The 17,273-nt window shown below is 66.7% G+C and carries 14 protein-coding genes; 7 read left to right on the forward strand and 7 right to left on the reverse strand.

Going from position 1 to position 17,273, the window contains the following annotated elements:
* The first annotated feature begins 2 nt into the window (after positions 1 to 2).
* The gene (locus tag AWU67_RS12425; RefSeq protein WP_067229524.1) at positions 3 to 407 is read left to right on the forward strand and encodes a RidA family protein; all 405 of its coding nucleotides are present in this window, start codon (positions 3 to 5) and stop codon (positions 405 to 407) included.
* 92 nt (positions 408 to 499) lie between these two features.
* The gene (locus AWU67_RS12430; protein WP_067229529.1) at positions 500 to 1,624 is read left to right on the forward strand and encodes a Bcr/CflA family efflux MFS transporter; all 1,125 of its coding nucleotides are present in this window, start codon (positions 500 to 502) and stop codon (positions 1,622 to 1,624) included.
* A gap of 51 nt (positions 1,625 to 1,675) precedes the next feature.
* Here AWU67_RS12430 and AWU67_RS12435 read toward each other — a convergent pair whose 3' ends face one another.
* The 4 genes from AWU67_RS12435 to AWU67_RS12450 form a co-directional block, all read right to left on the reverse strand.
* Positions 1,676 to 3,418 (reverse strand): FAD-dependent monooxygenase, encoded by a 1,743-nt coding sequence (locus AWU67_RS12435; RefSeq protein ID WP_067229532.1) that lies wholly within the window; start codon positions 3,416 to 3,418, stop codon positions 1,676 to 1,678.
* On the reverse strand, positions 3,415 to 5,184 hold the full coding sequence (locus tag AWU67_RS12440; RefSeq protein WP_067229534.1) for an FAD-dependent monooxygenase: 1,770 nt from the start codon (positions 5,182 to 5,184) through the stop codon (positions 3,415 to 3,417). Before AWU67_RS12440 ends, AWU67_RS12435 begins: the two co-directional genes overlap by 4 nt.
* Positions 5,185 to 5,334: 150 nt before the next feature.
* On the reverse strand, positions 5,335 to 6,015 hold the full coding sequence (locus AWU67_RS12445) for a GntR family transcriptional regulator (RefSeq protein WP_233279219.1): 681 nt from the start codon (positions 6,013 to 6,015) through the stop codon (positions 5,335 to 5,337).
* Positions 6,016 to 6,048: 33 nt separating this feature from the next.
* Positions 6,049 to 6,969 carry a LysR family transcriptional regulator gene (locus AWU67_RS12450; RefSeq protein ID WP_067229537.1) on the reverse strand — a complete coding sequence of 307 codons (921 nt, stop codon included), beginning with the start codon at positions 6,967 to 6,969 and terminating at the stop codon, positions 6,049 to 6,051.
* A 103-nt stretch (positions 6,970 to 7,072) separates the two neighbouring features.
* On the opposite strand from AWU67_RS12450, the gene hpaD reads away from it, so the two are divergent.
* The 4 genes from hpaD to AWU67_RS12470 all read left to right on the forward strand — a co-directional run bounded on the left by hpaD (position 7,073) and on the right by AWU67_RS12470 (position 11,155).
* Complete coding sequence (gene hpaD / locus AWU67_RS12455; RefSeq protein WP_067229540.1) at positions 7,073 to 8,068, forward strand: 3,4-dihydroxyphenylacetate 2,3-dioxygenase; 996 nt, start codon at positions 7,073 to 7,075, stop codon at positions 8,066 to 8,068.
* A 114-nt stretch (positions 8,069 to 8,182) separates the two neighbouring features.
* A complete protein-coding gene (locus AWU67_RS12460; protein ID WP_067229544.1) occupies positions 8,183 to 9,319 on the forward strand; it encodes an FAD-dependent monooxygenase in 1,137 nt (378 codons plus the stop codon).
* A 121-nt stretch (positions 9,320 to 9,440) separates the two neighbouring features.
* The gene (locus AWU67_RS12465; protein WP_067229547.1) at positions 9,441 to 10,577 is read left to right on the forward strand and encodes an FAD-dependent oxidoreductase; all 1,137 of its coding nucleotides are present in this window, start codon (positions 9,441 to 9,443) and stop codon (positions 10,575 to 10,577) included.
* 92 nt (positions 10,578 to 10,669) lie between these two features.
* Complete coding sequence (locus AWU67_RS12470) at positions 10,670 to 11,155, forward strand: MarR family winged helix-turn-helix transcriptional regulator (RefSeq protein ID WP_067229551.1); 486 nt, start codon at positions 10,670 to 10,672, stop codon at positions 11,153 to 11,155.
* A 54-nt stretch (positions 11,156 to 11,209) separates the two neighbouring features.
* Here the strand turns inward: AWU67_RS12470 and AWU67_RS12475 are convergent, their stop codons facing one another.
* Together AWU67_RS12475 and AWU67_RS12480 are read right to left on the reverse strand one after the other, a co-directional pair.
* Positions 11,210 to 11,641, reverse strand: a complete 432-nt coding sequence (locus AWU67_RS12475; protein WP_160329752.1) for a MarR family winged helix-turn-helix transcriptional regulator — start codon at positions 11,639 to 11,641, stop codon at positions 11,210 to 11,212.
* 42 nt (positions 11,642 to 11,683) lie between these two features.
* Entirely contained in the window at positions 11,684 to 13,726 is a 2,043-nt protein-coding gene (locus AWU67_RS12480; protein ID WP_335339010.1) for an FAD-dependent monooxygenase, read from the reverse strand.
* Positions 13,727 to 13,749: 23 nt separating this feature from the next.
* Here AWU67_RS12480 and AWU67_RS12485 point away from each other — a divergent pair, with 23 nt between their 5' ends.
* Positions 13,750 to 14,055 (forward strand): NIPSNAP family protein, encoded by a 306-nt coding sequence (locus AWU67_RS12485; RefSeq protein WP_067229557.1) that lies wholly within the window; start codon positions 13,750 to 13,752, stop codon positions 14,053 to 14,055.
* 501 nt (positions 14,056 to 14,556) lie between these two features.
* On the opposite strand, the gene AWU67_RS12490 is transcribed toward AWU67_RS12485, so the two are convergent.
* Entirely contained in the window at positions 14,557 to 16,830 is a 2,274-nt protein-coding gene (locus tag AWU67_RS12490) for a tetratricopeptide repeat protein (RefSeq protein WP_160329753.1), read from the reverse strand.
* Positions 16,831 to 17,273: the final 443 nt, after the last annotated feature.

Below are 17,273 nucleotides of genomic sequence, written 5' to 3' on the forward strand. Positions count from 1 at the left end.
GGATGCCGCGCCGCAGGAGCATCCACCTCACCGGATTCGGGCACGAGAACCCGGTTCCGGCGGCGAGCCTCATCGGTCAGCACCTTGTCTCGGGGGTGCTGACCGGGCGCGATCCGCTCACGAAGGAGATGCCGGCCGAGCTCGACACGCAGGTGGCCAACATCTTCGCGCACGTGCGCGAGCTCATGGCCGCCGCCGGCGGCACGACCGACGACATCATCAAGATCACGGTGTGGCTGGCCGAGGACGCGTACCGCGATCGCGAGGCGCTGAATCGCGCGTGGATCACCATGTTCCCTGATGCCGACAGCCGTCCTGCCCGTCAGGTGATGGCCGCGCGGTTCGACGGCGCCACGCTCGTGCAGTGCGATCTTCAGGCGGTGCTCGCAGACTCGGCAGAGCAGTGAGCGCTCCGAGCGGGGTGTCGCGCCCGACGGGCGGAAGACTCGTCAGGATCCTTGCCGTCCTCGCCGTACTGTCGTCGCTGGCACCGCTGTCGATGGACATCTACATCCCGTCCCTCCCCGCGATGCAGACCGAGCTCGGCGGCGCCGCGTGGCTGATGCAGGCCAGCGTCACGGCGTGCCTTCTCGGCATCGGCGTCGGGCAGCTCGTGTGGGGTCCGCTCAGCGACCGGCACGGGCGGCGCCCGATCATCCTGATCGGCGTGATCGGCTGGACACTCGCCTCCGTGCTGAGTGCGGTGGCGGCGGATGCCGTAATGCTCATCGCCGTGCGCGGGCTCGCCGGCGTCTGCGGTGCCGCGGGCATCGTGGTCGCCCGGAGCGTCGTGCGCGACCTCTCCGACGACAGCCGCTCCGTGTCCTCGCGCATCGGCCTGCTCGCGCTCGTCTCGGTGATGGCCCCCGTGCTCGCACCGGTGATCGGCGCGCTGATCGCGGCCGCCTGGGGGTGGCGTGCGGACTTCGTCGCGCTCGCGGCGCTCGGCGGTGCACTGACGCTGCTGTTCGCACTCCTCGTTCCGGAGACGCTGCCCGCGTCCGAGCGCGTGACGGGGCCCGGCGCCGGCGTGGCCAACGCCCTGCTCACAGCGCTGCGTGATCGGGAGCTCGCCTGGACCGCGGCAGCACTCGCCACCCACTCGCTCGGGTTCTACGCATACATCACCACCGCGTCGTTCATCGTCGAGCGCGAGTTCGGGTATCCGCCCCTGGTGTTCGCGCTCGTCTTCGGCACGAACGCACTCGCGATGGTCGCGGCCAACATCGTGTTCCGACGGATGGCGCGTACGCGGCATCCGTCCGTTGCGATGGGAACCGGTCTCGCAGGCAGCGCGGTCGCCGGTGCCCTCATGCTCCTGCTCGCCCTCACCGGAGCCGCGCCGTGGCTGTTGTGGATCCTCTCCACTGTTTTCGCCGGGGCGACCGCGTTCGTGTTCACCGGTGCGCACAGCTGGGGCCAGCTGGTCGTCACCGCGAGCGGGGCGGCCTCGGCCCTGACCGGCGCATCACAGTTCCTCGGCGGCGTGCTCGGCTCGCCGCTGACCGGCGTCATCGGCACGACGGCGGCGACACTCGGCGCGGTCATCACGGTGAGCTCCGCACTGGGATGGCTGGCGTTCCGACGTGCAGCCGACGCCCGCGCCCACCACACGTCGGCCTGAGGGAGTCGGCCTGAGAGTCGGCCTGAGAGTCGACCTGAGCGCCGCCGTCGGCTAGGCGCGCCCGAGGGCGCGGGAGACGGCTTGGTGGAGCGCGGCATGCACGTCGCCCGAGGCGTCCGGGGCCCGGAAGGCGACGTGCTGGTCGGGGCGCACCAGCAGCGCGCCCGACTCGTCGGTCCCGCGCAGGGTCGCCCACTCTCCGTATCGATCCTCGGCATCTTGTCGCGGGCCGATCGACACGACGTCGACGGGCACGCCAAGGCGTGACGACGCGGCCACGGCGGCCTCCCGCCACGGTTCGCCGCCGATGCCGGTGAGCAGCGTGAAGCGCCCCTTTCCGACGAGGTCGAGCGTCGACAGCGGCGCGCCGCCACGCTCGATCCACACGTGCGGCAGCGGCGAACCCGGTGTCGTCGTCGGCTCGTAGAACAGCTCGGGGTCCAGGCCCGGCTCGAACGCTGTGCCGTCGGGAGTGATGCCGTCCGACGTGTAGCGATGCCCGAGCTCGACTCCCAGCGCGTTGAAGTTGTAGTCCTGCATCTCCACCGCCTCGGCCAGGAGGCGTCGCTTCGCCGCGCCGGCCGGAGCGTCACTGAAGCGCTCGGCGAGCGCCGCCCTCCCGTCCTCGACGGATTGGCCGGGGCGCAGACCCAGCGCTGCGGGAATCGCGAACAGCGCGCCGAGCGACCGGTTGGCACGCTCGACGATCCGCCGGGCGACGGGCGCGCGCTCCTGCGAGTACGTGTCGAGGATGCCGGTGCCGGCGTCCCCGGCCTGCAGCATCCGGATCTTCCAGGCGACGTTATATGCGTCCTGCACACAGGTGTTGGCCCCGAGGCCACCGGCAGGCGGATGCCGGTGCGCGGCGTTGCCGGCGATGACGACTCGTCCCCGGTGCATGATGTCGGCGTGCACCTGGTTGATCGTCCAGGTGGAGGTGCCGATGAGGTGCACGGCCAGTTCGGGGTCTCCCACATAGGAGCGCACAGTGTTCACGGCGGCGTCTTCGCTGCGATCCGGGTCGCCGACCGCCGGATCGTAGGGGATCGCGACGACCCACTCGTCCCACGGGCGCACGGCGACGAACATGGCGTTGTCGGTGAACGCCTGCCCGCCCGGCTGGAAGATCTGATAGAGCGCGCCGGGCCGGTGCGCGGTGTACTTCGTGAGGTCGGCCTGCACCCAGAAATTGAGCATGTGGCCGAGACCGGTCTGCCCCTCCACCTCGAATCCGATCTCACGAACGACGGCGCTGTTGTCACCGTCGGCACCGATCGCGTAGTCCGAGATGACCTCGACGTCTTCGCCCGTGACCCGGTCTCGGCAGAGCGAGACGACCCGATCCACCTCCTGGCGCATCGACACGAGCTCGAGGCTGAAGAGCACCCGGGCGCCGAACTCCTGCGCCGCCTCGGCGAGGATTGGCTCGAGCACGTGCTGCGGGATGTTGGTCGGCACGCAGGGACTGGCAGCCTCGTAGTCCGATCGACGTGCGGCGCCTCCACCCCATCCGCGCCGGCGGGCGATCTCGGCACCGGCGAAGCTCTCAGCCCAGATCACCTGGTTCATCAGAGTCGCCGGCATGGCTGCGTCGGTCACGCGCTGCTCGATACCGAGGTCGCGGAACACCTCCATCGTGCGCGGGTTGATGATGTGCGCACGCGGCGAATCCGCGAAGCCCGGGTAACGGGTGATCGCGGCGACGTTCACCCCGTCGCGTGCGAGCAGAGCGGCGGCGGCGAGCCCAGTGGGCCCGGCGCCGACGACGAACACGTCGAGCTCGATGGTCCTCATGCGTCGGCCCGGTCGAGGATCTGTGCGAGAACCCGGCGCAGCTCGGCCTCCGGATCGGTCACGGCCGTGCGGCTGCGCCAGGCAACGTGTTGATCGGGGCGCACCAGCAGCGCGCCCTGCTCACCGATCCCGCTGCGGCGCGCGAAATCGCCGTAGAGGTCGACGACGTCGGCACCCGCCCCGATCCGCACCGCCGGCAGCTCGATCCCGAACTCCGCCGCGACGGTTGCCGCGGCATCCGCCCAGGGCTCGCCGCGCTCGCGGAGCAGAAGCGTGAAGCGCTCGGGAGAAGTGAGGTCGAGCGTCGAGATGGTGCGGTCAGCCCCGCCGACCCAGGCGTGGGGCAGGCGGGCGCCCGGATCGCTGCTCGGCTGGGCGAACAGCTGCGGGTCGCGCGCGAAGCCGGCGCGCTCACCGTCGCCGACCACGGCGTCGGACTCGTAGCGCTGATTCATCTCCACCCCGTGCGCGGCGAAGATGTACGCCTTCGCCGCGAGCATCTCGGCCACCGCCACGCGGCGCTCCTCACCCGCCGCGCTCGCTTCCTTCAGCACGGCGAACTGTGCCTGGCGCTCCTCCTGCGGCGCCGCCGGGTCGATGCCGAGCGCGGGAACGACGTCTTTGCCCAGCCGCCAGCTCGCGATGGCCCGGTCGACCACCTGCCTGCCGACCGGCTGGCGCTCAGCGGAGTACGAGTCGAGCAGCGCGGGGCCCGCCTGACCCTTCAGGACCGCCGCGATCTTCCACGCGAGATTGAAGGCGTCCTGGATGCAGGTGTTCGCGCCGAGACCGTTCATCGGTGGATGCCGGTGCACCGCGTCTCCCGCGCAGAAGACCCGCCCCACCGAGTAGTGCTCGGCGATCACGTGGTTGATGCGCCAGGGAAAGAGGCCGGTGATCGTGATGTCGACGCTGTCGGCGCCGATCAGCTGCCGCAACTCATGGATCGCCTCCTCCTCGGTGAGACGCGAGTTGCGCTCGCCCAGATGCACGAACCCGGCCACCCAGTCGTGCCAGGGCTGCACCATGCGCAGCATCCCAATCGCGAGGGCGTCCTGGCGATGCGGCTGGATGACCTCGAACAGCGAGCCGGGGCGGTGGGCGACGTACTTCGACAGATCCGCCGTGAAGCGCACATTCATCGCGCCGGCGATCCCGGACTCCCCCACGAGCGGAAGCCCGATCGCATCGGCCACGCGGCTCTGACCGCCGTCGGCACCGATCACGTAACGCGCCCGGATGCTGTCGGCACGACCGGTCGCCTGATCCGTGACGCGCACGGTGACCCCGTCGCCGTCTTGCTCGAGCGACTCGAACTTCGTGCGGAACACGACGCGCACGCCCAGACGGGCCGCCTCGCCGAGCAGAATCGGCTCGAGCCGGTCCTGGGGAATGTCGAGTCCAGACACCGGGCTCATGGCGAGGTACTCGCCCTGCCGCTCCGGGTCGTTGCCCCACGACCACACCCGCCCGATCTCCTCGCCGGCGAGCGCGGTGCACAGCACCTGGTTCGCCATGTCGGCGCGGGGCGCCGCCTGCGCGTTGACGGCGCCCTCGAGGCCGACCGCGCGCAGCACCTCCATGGTGCGCTGGTTCGTGATGTGGGCGCGGGGCGAGTCGGATGCCCAGCCCGATCGAGTGATCATGATGACATCAAGGCCCTGGCGCGCGAGAAGCAACGCGGCGGTGGCCCCCGTCGGCCCGCTGCCGACGACGAGCACCTCAGTCTGGGTCAGGCGCGTTTCGCTCCGCTGGGAATCGCTCATCGTCTCTCCGCATCGTCGCGTGATCAGGGCTCGTCGGGAGCCTGCTCCAAATCGTATGAATAATCACACACGATTTCAAGTGCGATTTCCGCTCCGGAGGGAGAGGGCGGGGAGGAGTGCGGGTTCAGCCGCAGGGTTCGGCTACGACCCTCAGCTTCGAGCCCGCTCCGCCGCCTTGCGCTCCGCCTCGTGCTTGGCGACGGCATCCAGAGTGTTGATCTCGTGCTGACGCACGGAGGTCTCGATGAGGTCCGCATCTGCGCCGGCCTCGATGAGGTCGAGGATCTGGTCGTGCTCGGCCAGCGAGGCCAGCGCGCGTCCGGGGGCGTACCAGAATGCTGTGCGGCGGATGAGGTCGAGCCGGGTCCACTCCGCGTGCACCAAGTGGTTGAGCCGCTCGTCATCGGACTTCGAGCACAGCGACTCGTGGAAGGTGCGATTCAGATCGCCGAACCGCTGCGGGTCGAAGTTCGCCAGCGCCTCCCCCATCTGCTTGTTGAGGTCACGCGCCTCGGCCAGCTCCGCGGCATCCAGTCGCGGCGCGGAGAGAGCGGTCGCGTACCCCTCGAGCCTCGCCAGCAGGTTCATCGTGCGGTGCCAGGAGTCGACGTCAACCGATTTGACGATCGCTCCGGCGTTCGGGACGATGTCGACCCACCCCTCGGCTTCGAGTCGCCGCAGCGACTCGCGCCACGGGACCGAGCTGATACCGTGCTCGCGGCCGAGTTGATCGATCACGAGTCTCTGACCCGGGCCGTACGTGCCGTCCATGATTCCGCGACTCAGGATCGCGTACGCCTGCTCCGCCTTGCTGATCTTCGTCTCAACCACAGTGCCTCCTTGTGGAGCACATCCTATAAGGGATCACATGCGATCAACGGAGCGCATCGTCTCGATTCCTGCGAGGAGCCGAGCGACGGCCGGCTCACTGGCCGAGCCAGCGCGAGCCAGCACCAGTGCCCGCAGCGGCGTTGGCGGTCGATCGAGCCGCCGCAGCGTCAGATTGAATCGCGTGAGACTCGCGCCGTCGGGGTCGGGCAGGATCGCGCTCGCGATGCCCGCCTCGACGAGCGGGATGCTGGTCTGGATGGTGTCCGCCGTGCGGATTGACGACGGCGAGATGTGGTGTCGCCTGAACGCCGCATCCACCGCCTCTGGCAGACTTGGAACGGCCGCGGTTCGGCCGGGCAGCACCACCACCCTGCCGTCGAACGCGGTCAGCGGCAGCGGGTCCGGCGCGAGGTGCTCCTCGGGCGGGAGTGCCGCGACGAGTGGCACCGGGCCCCAGTCCACGATGTCGAGCACGTGGCGGTGGCGTTGCGCGAACCGCTTCGGATCGGCCACCATCACCGCGGCGACATCGACGCTGCGCTGCTGCAGCATGTCGATCGCCGTCCACGGCGGCGGGTCGACGAGCCGCACCTCGACGTCGGGGGTGTCAGCCGCATACGCGCGAAGCAGCATCGGGATGCGGTGCCACATCAGCACCGGCACCGCGGCGATGCGGAGTGACCCCGTGACGCCGGAGCCGAATCGGCGGAGCGCCGAGGTGATGCCGTCGATGTCGCCGAGCACACGCGTGGACGCATCGAGCAGGAACCGACCGGCGCTCGTCGGCTCGACCCCGCGGGGCGTGCGCACCAGAAGGGGAACGCCGACGTCGGCCTCGAGCTTCGCGATCGCCACACTCAGCGGCGGCTGCGACATGTGCAGTCGCCCGGCGGCTGCGGTGAGGGAGCCGGCCTCGACGACGGCCGCGAAGTAGCGCAGCTGTCGTAGATCCATATAGGAACACTAGCCTTTCAGCCCGAGCGTCATAGCTTTTGTGTATGGCTGCACAAGCGAACGGGTAGTTCCGCCCGCGGCATCCGGCTGGCACGCTGATCGCATGCTGCCGATCACGAACTCCGACCCCGCCTTCACTCTCACCCGTTCGAGCCACGTCGCCATTGCGGTCACGGATCTCGCCCGCAGTCGCGACTTCTACCGAGACGTCGTCGGCCTCGTGGTCACTGAAGAGACCAGCGACACTGTCTACATGCGCGGGCTTGAGGAGGCTGCGCATCACAGCCTGATCCTCGAGCTCGCCCCAGAGGCCAAAGCGCTCCACGTCGGCCTGCGGGTGCGCACCGACGACGACATCGTCGCCGCCGAGAAGTTCTTCCAGGAGAACGACATAGAGCACCAGCGGGTCGAGCGCGACCACCAGGGCCCAACGATCCGGTTCCGCGACGCCGTCGGCACCCGCATGGAGCTGACCTCGTCTATGGATGTCGTGCCCCGCAAGATGCAGAACTACAACGAGTTCGTCGCCGGGGCCCCGCAGCGACTGGACCACTACCAGTGCGTGACGCACGACGTGCAGACCGCGACGGACTTCTGGACAGGTCTCGGCATGCGCATGTCGGAGTACACCGCCACAGACGGCACCGACGAACTGTGGGGAACGTGGATGGAAGTCAAGGGCAACACCCACGACCTGGTCTTCACGAACGGCCGCGGGCCGCGTCTGCACCACTTCGCCTACGCGGTGCCAGATGGGGCGTCACTGATCCACGCCGCCGACGTCGCCGGCTCACTCGGCTTCGGCGGCGAGATCGACCGCGGCCCCGGGCGCCACGGCATCAGCAACGCGCTCTTCCTCTACCTCCGCGACCCCGACCAGCACCGCGTCGAGCTGTTCAACACGCACTACCAGTTCATCGACCTGGAGACTCCACCTATTCGGTGGGATGTGACCGACCCGCGTCGTGCGCAGCTCTGGGGGATGCCCGCCTCCCGTCGTTGGTTCTTTGAGGCCAGCGAGTTCCCGGAGGAGCCGGTTCACGAGCCCCTGCTCCAGGCAAGCCCCGGGACGCTCGAGGACTACCTCGGCATCCACTGACACTCGGCACCCACCGGAAATATCTTGACAAATATATATACCCCCATACGCTCTGAGTGAGCCGTCCCCGCAGCAACGCGGGAACGGGAATCCCACAAAGGTGTAGGAGTGCATATGTCAGAGCGCAAGGTTCTCATCGCCGGCGGCGGTATCGGCGGACTCTCCGCCGCAATCGCCCTTCGCCAGGAGGGGCACGAGGTCCAGGTGATCGAGCGGTACGAGAGCGCGCATGCCTCTGTGTACGGAGTCGGCGTCATCCAGCCCATCAACGCACTGCGTGCACTCGATGCGATCGGATGCGCGCAGCAGTGCATCGACGCCGGGTTCGCGGCCGAGAAGTGGGGCGCAATCCACAGCACGGATGGACACTACGTCGCCGACATCGATGGAGCGCCCATCGAGAGCGGAACGCTGCCGCCCATGAACGGCGTCACTCGCCCGAAACTGCATCAGATCCTCACCGAGCGCGCGGCCGAGCTCGGCGTGCAGATCCGCTATTCAACGTCCTTCGCCTCCCTGGAGCAGCGCGAGGACGACGTGCTCGTCACGCTCGACTCCGGCGAGCAGATCTCTACTGAGGTCCTGGTCGGCGCCGACGGCGTGAACTCCGGCGTGCGACCGTTCGTGCTGGATGCCGACGTGACGCCGCACTACATCGGGCAGTCGGCCTACCGACAGAACCTGCCGCGGCTACCCGAGATCGATCGAGTCATCATCCAGGGCGGCCCCAACGGCACCGCGGGATTTGTGCCGATCGGCCCGGACCTCGCGTACATGTTCTTCAACAAGGCGATGAACAGGGAAGACCGGCCTGCGGCGGAAGACCTCCCGGCGGCGCTGCGCAGAGAGCTGGAAGGATACGGCGGGCTCGCCGGCCGATTCCGCGACGAGTTCCTCAGCGACAACCCCGCCGACATCGTGCTGCGCCCCGAAGAGTCGATGATCGCCGCCGCACCCTGGCACAAGGGCCGCGTGGTGCTCATGGGTGACGCGGTGCACGCCATCACCCCACACCTCGGCCAGGGCGCCGCACAGGCAATCGAAGACGGCGTCGTGCTCGCCGAGGTGCTGACGCGCCATGATGACCTCGCCTCCGCGTTCGCGGAGTTCACGGAGCGCCGTTACGAGCGCTGCCGACTGGTGGTGGAGACGTCGGAGGCGATCGGCGCATGGGAGATGGGAAAACTCCCCGACTTCGACAACGTCGCGGCGACCCAGCACGTGCTGGAGGTCATGGCGCAGCCCATCTGACGCGCCGAGCCGGCGGCGAGAATCCCCACACAAAATATCTTGCCTTATATATATGTAGGCATATATTCTTGCGGGATCACCGCGAAGACGCGGGTGAGAATCTACGAAGGTGTAGGAAATCATGAGCAAGCTCAACGTTCTCGTCGTCGGCGGCGGCATCGGCGGCCTGTCGGCCGCGATCGCGATCCGCCAGAAGGGGCACGACGTCCACGTGGTCGAGCGGTACGCGTCGGCGCACGCGTCCGTCTACGGCGTCGGGATCATCCAACCCATCAACGCGCTCCGCGCACTTGACGCCATCGGTGCAGCACAGCCCTGCCTCGACGCTGGCTTCGCGGCATCCGCCTGGGGTGCGATGTACGACCACGACGGCAACTTCCTCCGCAACATCCACGGCACGCCGATCGAGAGCAGCACCCTGCCCCCGATGAACGGTGTGACCCGCCCGAAGCTGCACGAGATCCTCACAGAGCGGGCCATCGAGGTCGGCGTGGTCATTCAATACTCCACCTCGTACGTCTCGCTCACCGACCGCGGCGACGGTGTCGACGTCACCCTCGACACCGGCGAGGTGATCTCGGCCGACATCCTCGTCGGCGCTGACGGGGTCGCCTCGAAGGTGCGCGAACACGTTCTCGACGCGACACTGCGCCCGGAGTACATCGGGCAGTCGGCCTATCGCCAGAACATGCCCCTCCTGCCGGAGATCGACCGGATCATCCTGCAGGAAGGGCCGAATGGAATGGCCGGTTTCGTGCCGATCGGTCCGGACATGGCCTATATGTTCTTCAACAAGCCCATGGCCCGCGACGCGCGCCCCGCCACCGCGGATCTGCCCGCGGCACTGCGCGCCGAGCTCGAAGGCTTCGGCGGACTCGCCGGACGCTTCCGCGACGAGTTCCTCAGCGACAACCCCGCCGATATCGTCCTCCGCCCGGAGGAGGCGATGATCGCGCCCGCCCCGTGGCACAAGGGCCGGGTGGTGCTCATGGGCGACGCAGTGCACTCCATCACTCCACACCTCGGCCAGGGTGCCGCGCAGGCGATTGAAGATGGCGTGGTACTCGGCGAAGTGCTGTCGACGCACGAGAACGTCGAAGATGCCTTCGTCGAGTTCACCGAGCGCCGCTTCGAACGCTGCAAGCTGATCGTCGAGACCTCGCGCAACATCGGCGAGTGGGAGATGGGCAAGCTGCCCGGCTTCGACAACGTCGCTGCAACACAGCACGTGCTCAAGGTCATGGCACAGCCGCTCTGATTCGACTGTGCACGCTCCGGGGATCGCGCGCGGCGCGACCCCCGGAGCGTTCCCCTCATTGTGCCCACCCCGGGCGATAGGCTCAGGAGACCATGGTGAGCCCCGACCGTCCACGCCTGACCGATGTCAGCATCACGCTGCGCGAACTCGCCTGGACGATCCACCGCAAGGCGCCGGAGCGCGCCGGCGTTGGCCCGCTGCCGACCACGGAGATCGCCCTCCTGAAGCAGGTGATCGACGCACCGGCATCCACCGTCGGCGAGCTCGCCGAGGCGCTCGGGCTACAGCAGCCGAACGTCAGCACCGCACTGCGCACTCTGGAAGAGCGCGGCTTCGTCAGCCGCGAGAAGAGCGCACGCGACCGTCGGGTGTCGCTCATCCAGCCGACGCCGTCGGGGGTTCAAGAGCACCGCGCCGTCGCCGCCGAATGGTCGAGGCCGGTGAACGAGGCATTGGAATCGCTCACCGCCGAGCAGCTGGCCACACTTGAGGATGCCGTCGAGGCGCTGACCGCCGTTCACCAGGCACTGCGAAAGGCCTCCGGCCGGGGGTCGGCGAGCGACGTGGGCGACGCGTAACTCGAGTTCGGCGACGAGTGCCGGCACCGGAGCCGAAGGGGGCAGGGCCCGCGGCTACTTCTCCAGCATTCGCCAGAGTGCGCGGAACAGCGCGTCCGCCTCGGCGGATCCCAGATGCGCGGTCAGTTCGCGCTGCACCTCCACTGCCTTCGGTGCGAGCCGCTCGCGTTCTGCGGCTCCGAGCGCGGTGAGGGTCACGACGTTCCGCCGGGCGTCGGCCGATGCGCGCTGCCGCGAAATCAGCCCAGCCTTCTCCATCCGCCGCACGAGGTCGGCAACGGTCGAGCGGTCGAGGTCGACCTCGTCGCACAGTTGGCGCTGGCTCGCCTCCGCCGCCCGGTCAAGCACGACGAGGATGCTGTACTGCGCACTCGTGATATCCGGCGATGCCACGCGCGCCCAGGTCGCCAGGTGCAGTTGCTGCGCCCGACGGATGAGGTTTCCGACGTGCCTCTGCGGTTCGGGAAGGTCGCTGATCGTCGTCACGGCTCCCATCCTGTCAGCTGCTGGGCGGCGCGAAAGCCTTGCTCACGCCGGCAGCAGAAATCCGGTGAAAAAGTCGTGCAGCTCGCGCCGTGCCGTCAACGGCAGCACCAGGGAGACGTACTGGTCGGGACGCACCACGACAACCGCACCGTGGGAAGAGATCCCGCGGCGCGTGAAGATGCTGTCCGCTGGGTCTTCTGCCCACGCCTTCTCCCAGTCCTGCAGGTTTAGGGGGCCGGAGGTAGGGAGCAGGATCGATGGCAGCTCCGTGACGTCGACGTCGTGGTGCGAACCGCGGAACACCGCGTGCACATCAATGACGCCATCGATGTCGGCATCCGCCGCGGTGAACGCGCGCACGGGCGAGGCCGAATCCTCGGTGAGCCAGCTCGCGAACTTGCGGAGCTCGACGTTGCCCACGTCGCCGAAGGCATAGATGCGCCAGCGGCCGTCCGCACGGTGTGAATGCCCCAGCTGCATCGGACGGGCGTCCGACACCCGGCGCACCGGCGCCGAATGGAACCGTGTGCCGACCTCGAAACCGGTCGCCAGTTTCTGGTGCTCGCCGCCGCCGGTGAGCGTTGACGGTGCGTACCGCGTGGCGAGCCCTGCGGTGTAGCGGCCCTGGCGCGCGAACTCCGCCTGCATGCCGGCGGCCGAGACGCCCCCGCGCTCGGGGTGAGCGGGGTCGAGCGCGGGTTGCGCGATGAACGCCGACCAGTGCTTGTCAAAAGCGATGAGGTCGGCGGCGATCGACTGGCGCTCCTCCGAGTAGCTGCGGAGCAACGTGGCATCCGAGCGCCCCTGCAGTACGGCGGCGAGCTTCCAGCCGAGGTTGAAGGCATCCTGCATCGAGACGTTCATGCCCTGGCCCGCCTTCGCGCTGTGCGTGTGGCAGGCATCGCCGGCGACAAAGACGTGCGGCGTGGCATCCTCGGGAGCGTCCGCGTCGAGATCGTCGAAGCGGTCGGCGACGCGCTGGCCAACCTCGTACACGCTGGACCATGCAACCTGCTTCACATCGATCGTGTACGGATGCAGAATCGCGTTCGCCACCTCACGGAGCTCCTCGGCGGTCGTCTTGCGGATCTCGCTGTCTCCGGCCGCAACCTCGCCGAGGTCGACGTAGCAGCGCACCATGTTGCCGCCCTCACGCGGGACCATCAGCAGGCTGCCCTTGCCGGCCGACTGCACGACGTTCTTCGTGCGCCAGTCGGGAAAGTCGGTCGTCGCAAGCACGTCCATGACACCCCAGGCGTGGTTCGCGGCATCCCCTCTGAGCTCAATTCCGAGCGCTGTGCGCACGGCGCTGCGTGCACCGTCGCAGCCGAGGACGAAGCGGGTGCGGACCGTGAATTCCTCGCCGGTGCGCTCCCCCGCCGTGTGCCGCAGCGTGACGGCGAGGGGGTGCGCTGAAACGTCGTCCTTCTCGTAGCCAACGAACTCGACGCCATAGTCGACCTCGAGCCTGCTCACCGACTTCGCTGCATGATCGAGCAGGTACTGCTGCATGCGCGCCTGGTTGACGATGACGTGCGGGAACTCGCTGAGGCCCGCCGGGGTGTCTTCGACCCAGCCGGTGCGGATGATTCTCGATCGATCCTCGTCGGACGGACCCCAGAAACGCACCTCATTGACCCAGTACGCCTCGCGGACGAGTGCCTCAGCGAGATCGAATGCCTGGAACATCTCGACGGTTCGGCACGCGACACCATCGGCGTGACCCACCAGCAGCGGTGCGGCACGGCGCTCGATGACACGCGTGCGGATGTCGGGAAACTCCGCCAACTGCGCAGCGAGTACAGCACCGGCAGGACCGCTGCCCACGATGAGCACGTCGACCGCCTCGGGGAATGCCTCGTCATGCAGCTGAGCGCGTGGATCGGCTGGCTGAACGTCGGGGTCTCCCGGGCGATAGCCGTCGCGATAGAACTGCACGAGATCTCCTTTGATCACGTCCGGGCGATCCGGATTCGTTGGGGCACCAACGATCATAGCCTTCCAGATCGCTGTGCGCTGCACCACGGTGTCATGCGGCTCGCCGCGGCTCTCCGTGCGTAACAATGAACGCACAGCGCACTGCACACCTCACTTCAGAGAGACGGCCCATGATCACTATCCACCTCCGCTACGAGATCGATGCCGACAAGCTCGACGATTTCCGCGCATACGGCCAGGAATGGATCCGGCTCGTCAACAGGTTCGGCGGCACGCACCACGGCTACTTCCTCCCCGGCGAGGGCGATAGCGACGAGGCGTTTGCGCTCTTCAGCTTTGATTCCTTCGCCACCTACGAGCAGTACCGGATTGCGGCAGCTTCCGACCCGGAGTGCATCGCAGCGTTCGAGTTCGCCAAGCGCACGCAGTGCATCCGCCGCTACGAGCGCCGCTTCCTGACGCCCATCTTCGAGTAGCCCGCAGCAGGGCAGCGGGAACGTGCCAGGGCGGCCGAGGAACTCACCAAAGTCGACCGCTGGACGCAACACTCTTGGCGGCGCGAGCGCGAGGCACCGCCTGAGGCACTCGGCTACGAAACTTCGACGGCATTCGTGAGAGCCCGCGTCAACGTCAACGACGAGAAAGCTGACCTCGAATGCCCGGGTCCAGACTGCGGTCCGCCCAGTCGAGCTCCAGGAGCGCAGTTGGCGATCGCGGCCCATGCTGGCAGGGCCCCGCCGCACTCGCCCTGGCGAATCCCTACCGCGCCGAGCACGCGCGGATCGTGCCGGAAGCAGCCCTCCGCTGCGAAGAGCGGCACCGTGAAGAGCACCGAGGCTGGGCTCGCGGACCTCGGCGAACTCAGCACATTTCTATTGAGGGGTTGGAGCGACTGACAGACCCGATTGTTGGATAGCTCGTCCGGGTGGAACCGAAGGCCAATGAAAGGTATGCAGACGCGTGTGAACGCCCTCGACCTAGCTAGTTGACTCCCAATCAGCCCGCACTCGCGCTTCTTCGAGTAGCAGCCCGGGCAGGACGGATCGCTGGAAAATGAGTTCCGAGTCGGCACCGAGCGACTTGCGCACCTCACTGAACGCTGCTCGCGCCTCGCCCTCACGCCCCTGCTGACTAATCGCGATGCCCAGCATGAGCTTCTTCTCAGGGCTCGGGTTGGAGCCGACAATTTGACGAAAGAGGGCTTCGGCATCTCCAAAGTTGCCCATATTGTCATAGGCGGCAGCGAGTGAAGACATCACTTCATACTTCTTAGGTCCGTCTTCCGCATCCAGCGCCGTCCGAAAATGAGAGCTTGCGTCGAGCCAGTCCCCAAGGTTGAAGCTTATGCTGCCTCGAAGATAGCTCGTGCGGCGGGGAGGTGCTCCGCCTTCGACCAGACGGTCAAGGTCGGCGACTGCGCCACTCGAATCCCCGCTTCTCGCTCGCGCCTCGCTTCTGTGGAACAGCGCCTCCTCACTTGAAGGATCGATCTCGAGCGCCTCATCGAGATCAATGATCGCTTCGGCAAAGCGTTTCTCTTCCATCAGGAGACAGGCACGGCCCACTAGCAGCCTCGAGTTCGTCGCATCGAGATCGATCGCGCGTGAGTAGTCGTCAAATGCGCCCTCAAAGTCCCTCAGTTTGCGTCTCATCGTGGCACGGGTCGCCAATGCCGCGTACTGGTATGGCGACGAGAGGTCGGCGACGAGGCTGAGCACGCTGGCCGCCTCAGATGTACTCCCAGATTCGCTAAAGCAGCGGGCGCGGTCGAGGGCCACGAGGGTCCGATCTGCCCCAAAATCATGCGCCAACGTCAAGTCCTCAAGTGCAGTCTGATACTGCCGTAGAGCGATGTGGGCCCGCCCTCGCAGAGCATAGAGATCACCGCTAGTCGGATTCTCCACGATTGCACGGGCAACAACTTCAATTGCTTGCGCGGGTTCGTTTCTAGCAATCAACTGCTCAATCCACAGGGAGATGTTGTGCTTGTCGTCCGGCTGAAGACGCTCAACTTCCCGGAACTGTTCGTCTGAATCTAACGTTCGCCCCACTCGTGCGAGTTCAACCGCACGATGCGACATCGCATGTCGATCTCCCGGGCGAAGCACTAGCGCGGCGTCCAAGTCTTCAAGTGCGCCAGCGTGAGACCCCAGCGAAGCCCGGGTGAGCCCACGCTGAAAATGGGTGTTGAACTTGATTTCATGCCGCAGCGACTCGCCAAACAGTTCCTCTGCGCGCACAAGGTCGCCAGCGTTTCTATACGAACGAGCCATGTTGTACTTCACGTACCCTGGCCTAACTCCATGCGCTAGCGCTGCGCCAAAATCAGCCTCGGCCCCGGCGACATCGCCGCTCTTCATCAGCGCAAAACCCCTCAAAGTGAGCGCTTCCAAATTATCCGGATCGTGCGCGAGAACTAGGCCGAAGTCTTCGAGCGCGGCGTCTAGGTCGTTTGCCGTGAGTCTCTCGCGTCCCTTCGATGCAACCGCTTTGACAGCAATGCGCCCACCCTCGTCAAGGAGAATCACCCGCAGCGCGGCGGAAGGGCTCACACTCTCATCCGTGTTTGCTGTGTCAGCCAGCGCCTTTGCCCGGCCAATTCGAAGGTCGTAGTCTTTCGGATCGAGTTCGATAGCCCTACTGAAGAATCGCAACGATTCTTCCCGCCTGCCGGCTCCGTACAAGGCACTACCCATAAGCCGAAAGACTGCAGGTTCTTCGGGCAGGCCATCTTTGATCGACTCGAGGTCGGCCAACGCCTTCATTGCGTCATCACAGTCGAGCAGTAGCTCTGCGCGCGCGATTCTGTACCAACGGTTCCGAGGCTCGAGGAGAATGGCCCTGTCCATCTCGCGTATCGCTTCGTCGTGCGATTCTTGGGCCGCATAGAGTTGCGACCGAAACGCGTAGACCCAGGGCCAGGATTCTAGATCGGCGGCTAACCTGTTTACTTCAATCAGGGCCTCCGCATGCTCTCCATTGCGACGATGGGCGATTGCTTTTCGAACTATGCCGATCACACTCGCACCCAATCGATCAGCGAGGTCTTTCCCTATCCATCGATATTCTGCGGTACCCACTGCAGCGACTGAAACCGCAATGGCGAGGACGAACAGCAAAGCCCAACTGTCCACAGACCAGATGAGCGGATTGGGTGATAGCGGGCGACCGGACTGAAGGCCGGCCAGAACAGCTAGGGCGGCCATCAGCGCAACGACGAGCCAGTTCAGAATTACGGTGTACTTTCCCATCGGATCAAGTACAGCGGCGTCAGCGTAGGCATCTGATGTGCGCTCAACGTCACGATCAGTAAGCAGGTTTCCCGCCGCACTCCGTCGCGCAAGCTCATTTGTGATCGTGTCGGAGCGCCCCAAAGCTCGATCCCGTTGGGCCCGCAATCGAACGGACGCGAATCCCGCCAAGAAGACGATCGTCGTGAGACCAGCGGCCAAGGCTGCCATCAGACTTTCTGGCATCGTTCACCTGCTCCTTGCGTAGAAGAATTCGCTCGTGTGTAGTCGTCGGATCGCGGAGCTCGAACAACGCATCTGCGGATGTCGCTCCCGCTCCGGCGTCGGAGCGTCCGTGCCCTCCGACGCCGGATCGCTTCACGAGAATCTGTTAGCGCGTGTCCGATGCCGGTTCGTTCACAACGGCGCGAATCGCTAGGTGAAAGTCCCCCGCCAAGAGCACC

The organism is Microterricola viridarii, from assembly GCF_001542775.1.
GTDB lineage: Bacteria > Actinomycetota > Actinomycetes > Actinomycetales > Microbacteriaceae > Microterricola > Microterricola viridarii_A.

Coding starts and splice junctions, on each gene's coding strand:
- AWU67_RS12425 (WP_067229524.1), top strand. CDS start 3: ATGCCGCGCCGCAGGAGCATCCACCTCACCGGATTCGGGCACGAGAAC.
- AWU67_RS12430 (WP_067229529.1), top strand. CDS start 500: ATGGACATCTACATCCCGTCCCTCCCCGCGATGCAGACCGAGCTCGGC.
- AWU67_RS12435 (WP_067229532.1), bottom strand. CDS start 3,418: ATGAGGACCATCGAGCTCGACGTGTTCGTCGTCGGCGCCGGGCCCACT.
- AWU67_RS12440 (WP_067229534.1), bottom strand. CDS start 5,184: ATGAGCGATTCCCAGCGGAGCGAAACGCGCCTGACCCAGACTGAGGTG.
- AWU67_RS12450 (WP_067229537.1), bottom strand. CDS start 6,969: ATGGATCTACGACAGCTGCGCTACTTCGCGGCCGTCGTCGAGGCCGGC.
- hpaD (WP_067229540.1), top strand. CDS start 7,073: ATGCTGCCGATCACGAACTCCGACCCCGCCTTCACTCTCACCCGTTCG.
- AWU67_RS12460 (WP_067229544.1), top strand. CDS start 8,183: ATGTCAGAGCGCAAGGTTCTCATCGCCGGCGGCGGTATCGGCGGACTC.
- AWU67_RS12465 (WP_067229547.1), top strand. CDS start 9,441: ATGAGCAAGCTCAACGTTCTCGTCGTCGGCGGCGGCATCGGCGGCCTG.
- AWU67_RS12470 (WP_067229551.1), top strand. CDS start 10,670: ATGGTGAGCCCCGACCGTCCACGCCTGACCGATGTCAGCATCACGCTG.
- AWU67_RS12485 (WP_067229557.1), top strand. CDS start 13,750: ATGATCACTATCCACCTCCGCTACGAGATCGATGCCGACAAGCTCGAC.
- AWU67_RS12490 (WP_160329753.1), bottom strand. CDS start 16,830: ATGGGAAAGTACACCGTAATTCTGAACTGGCTCGTCGTTGCGCTGATG.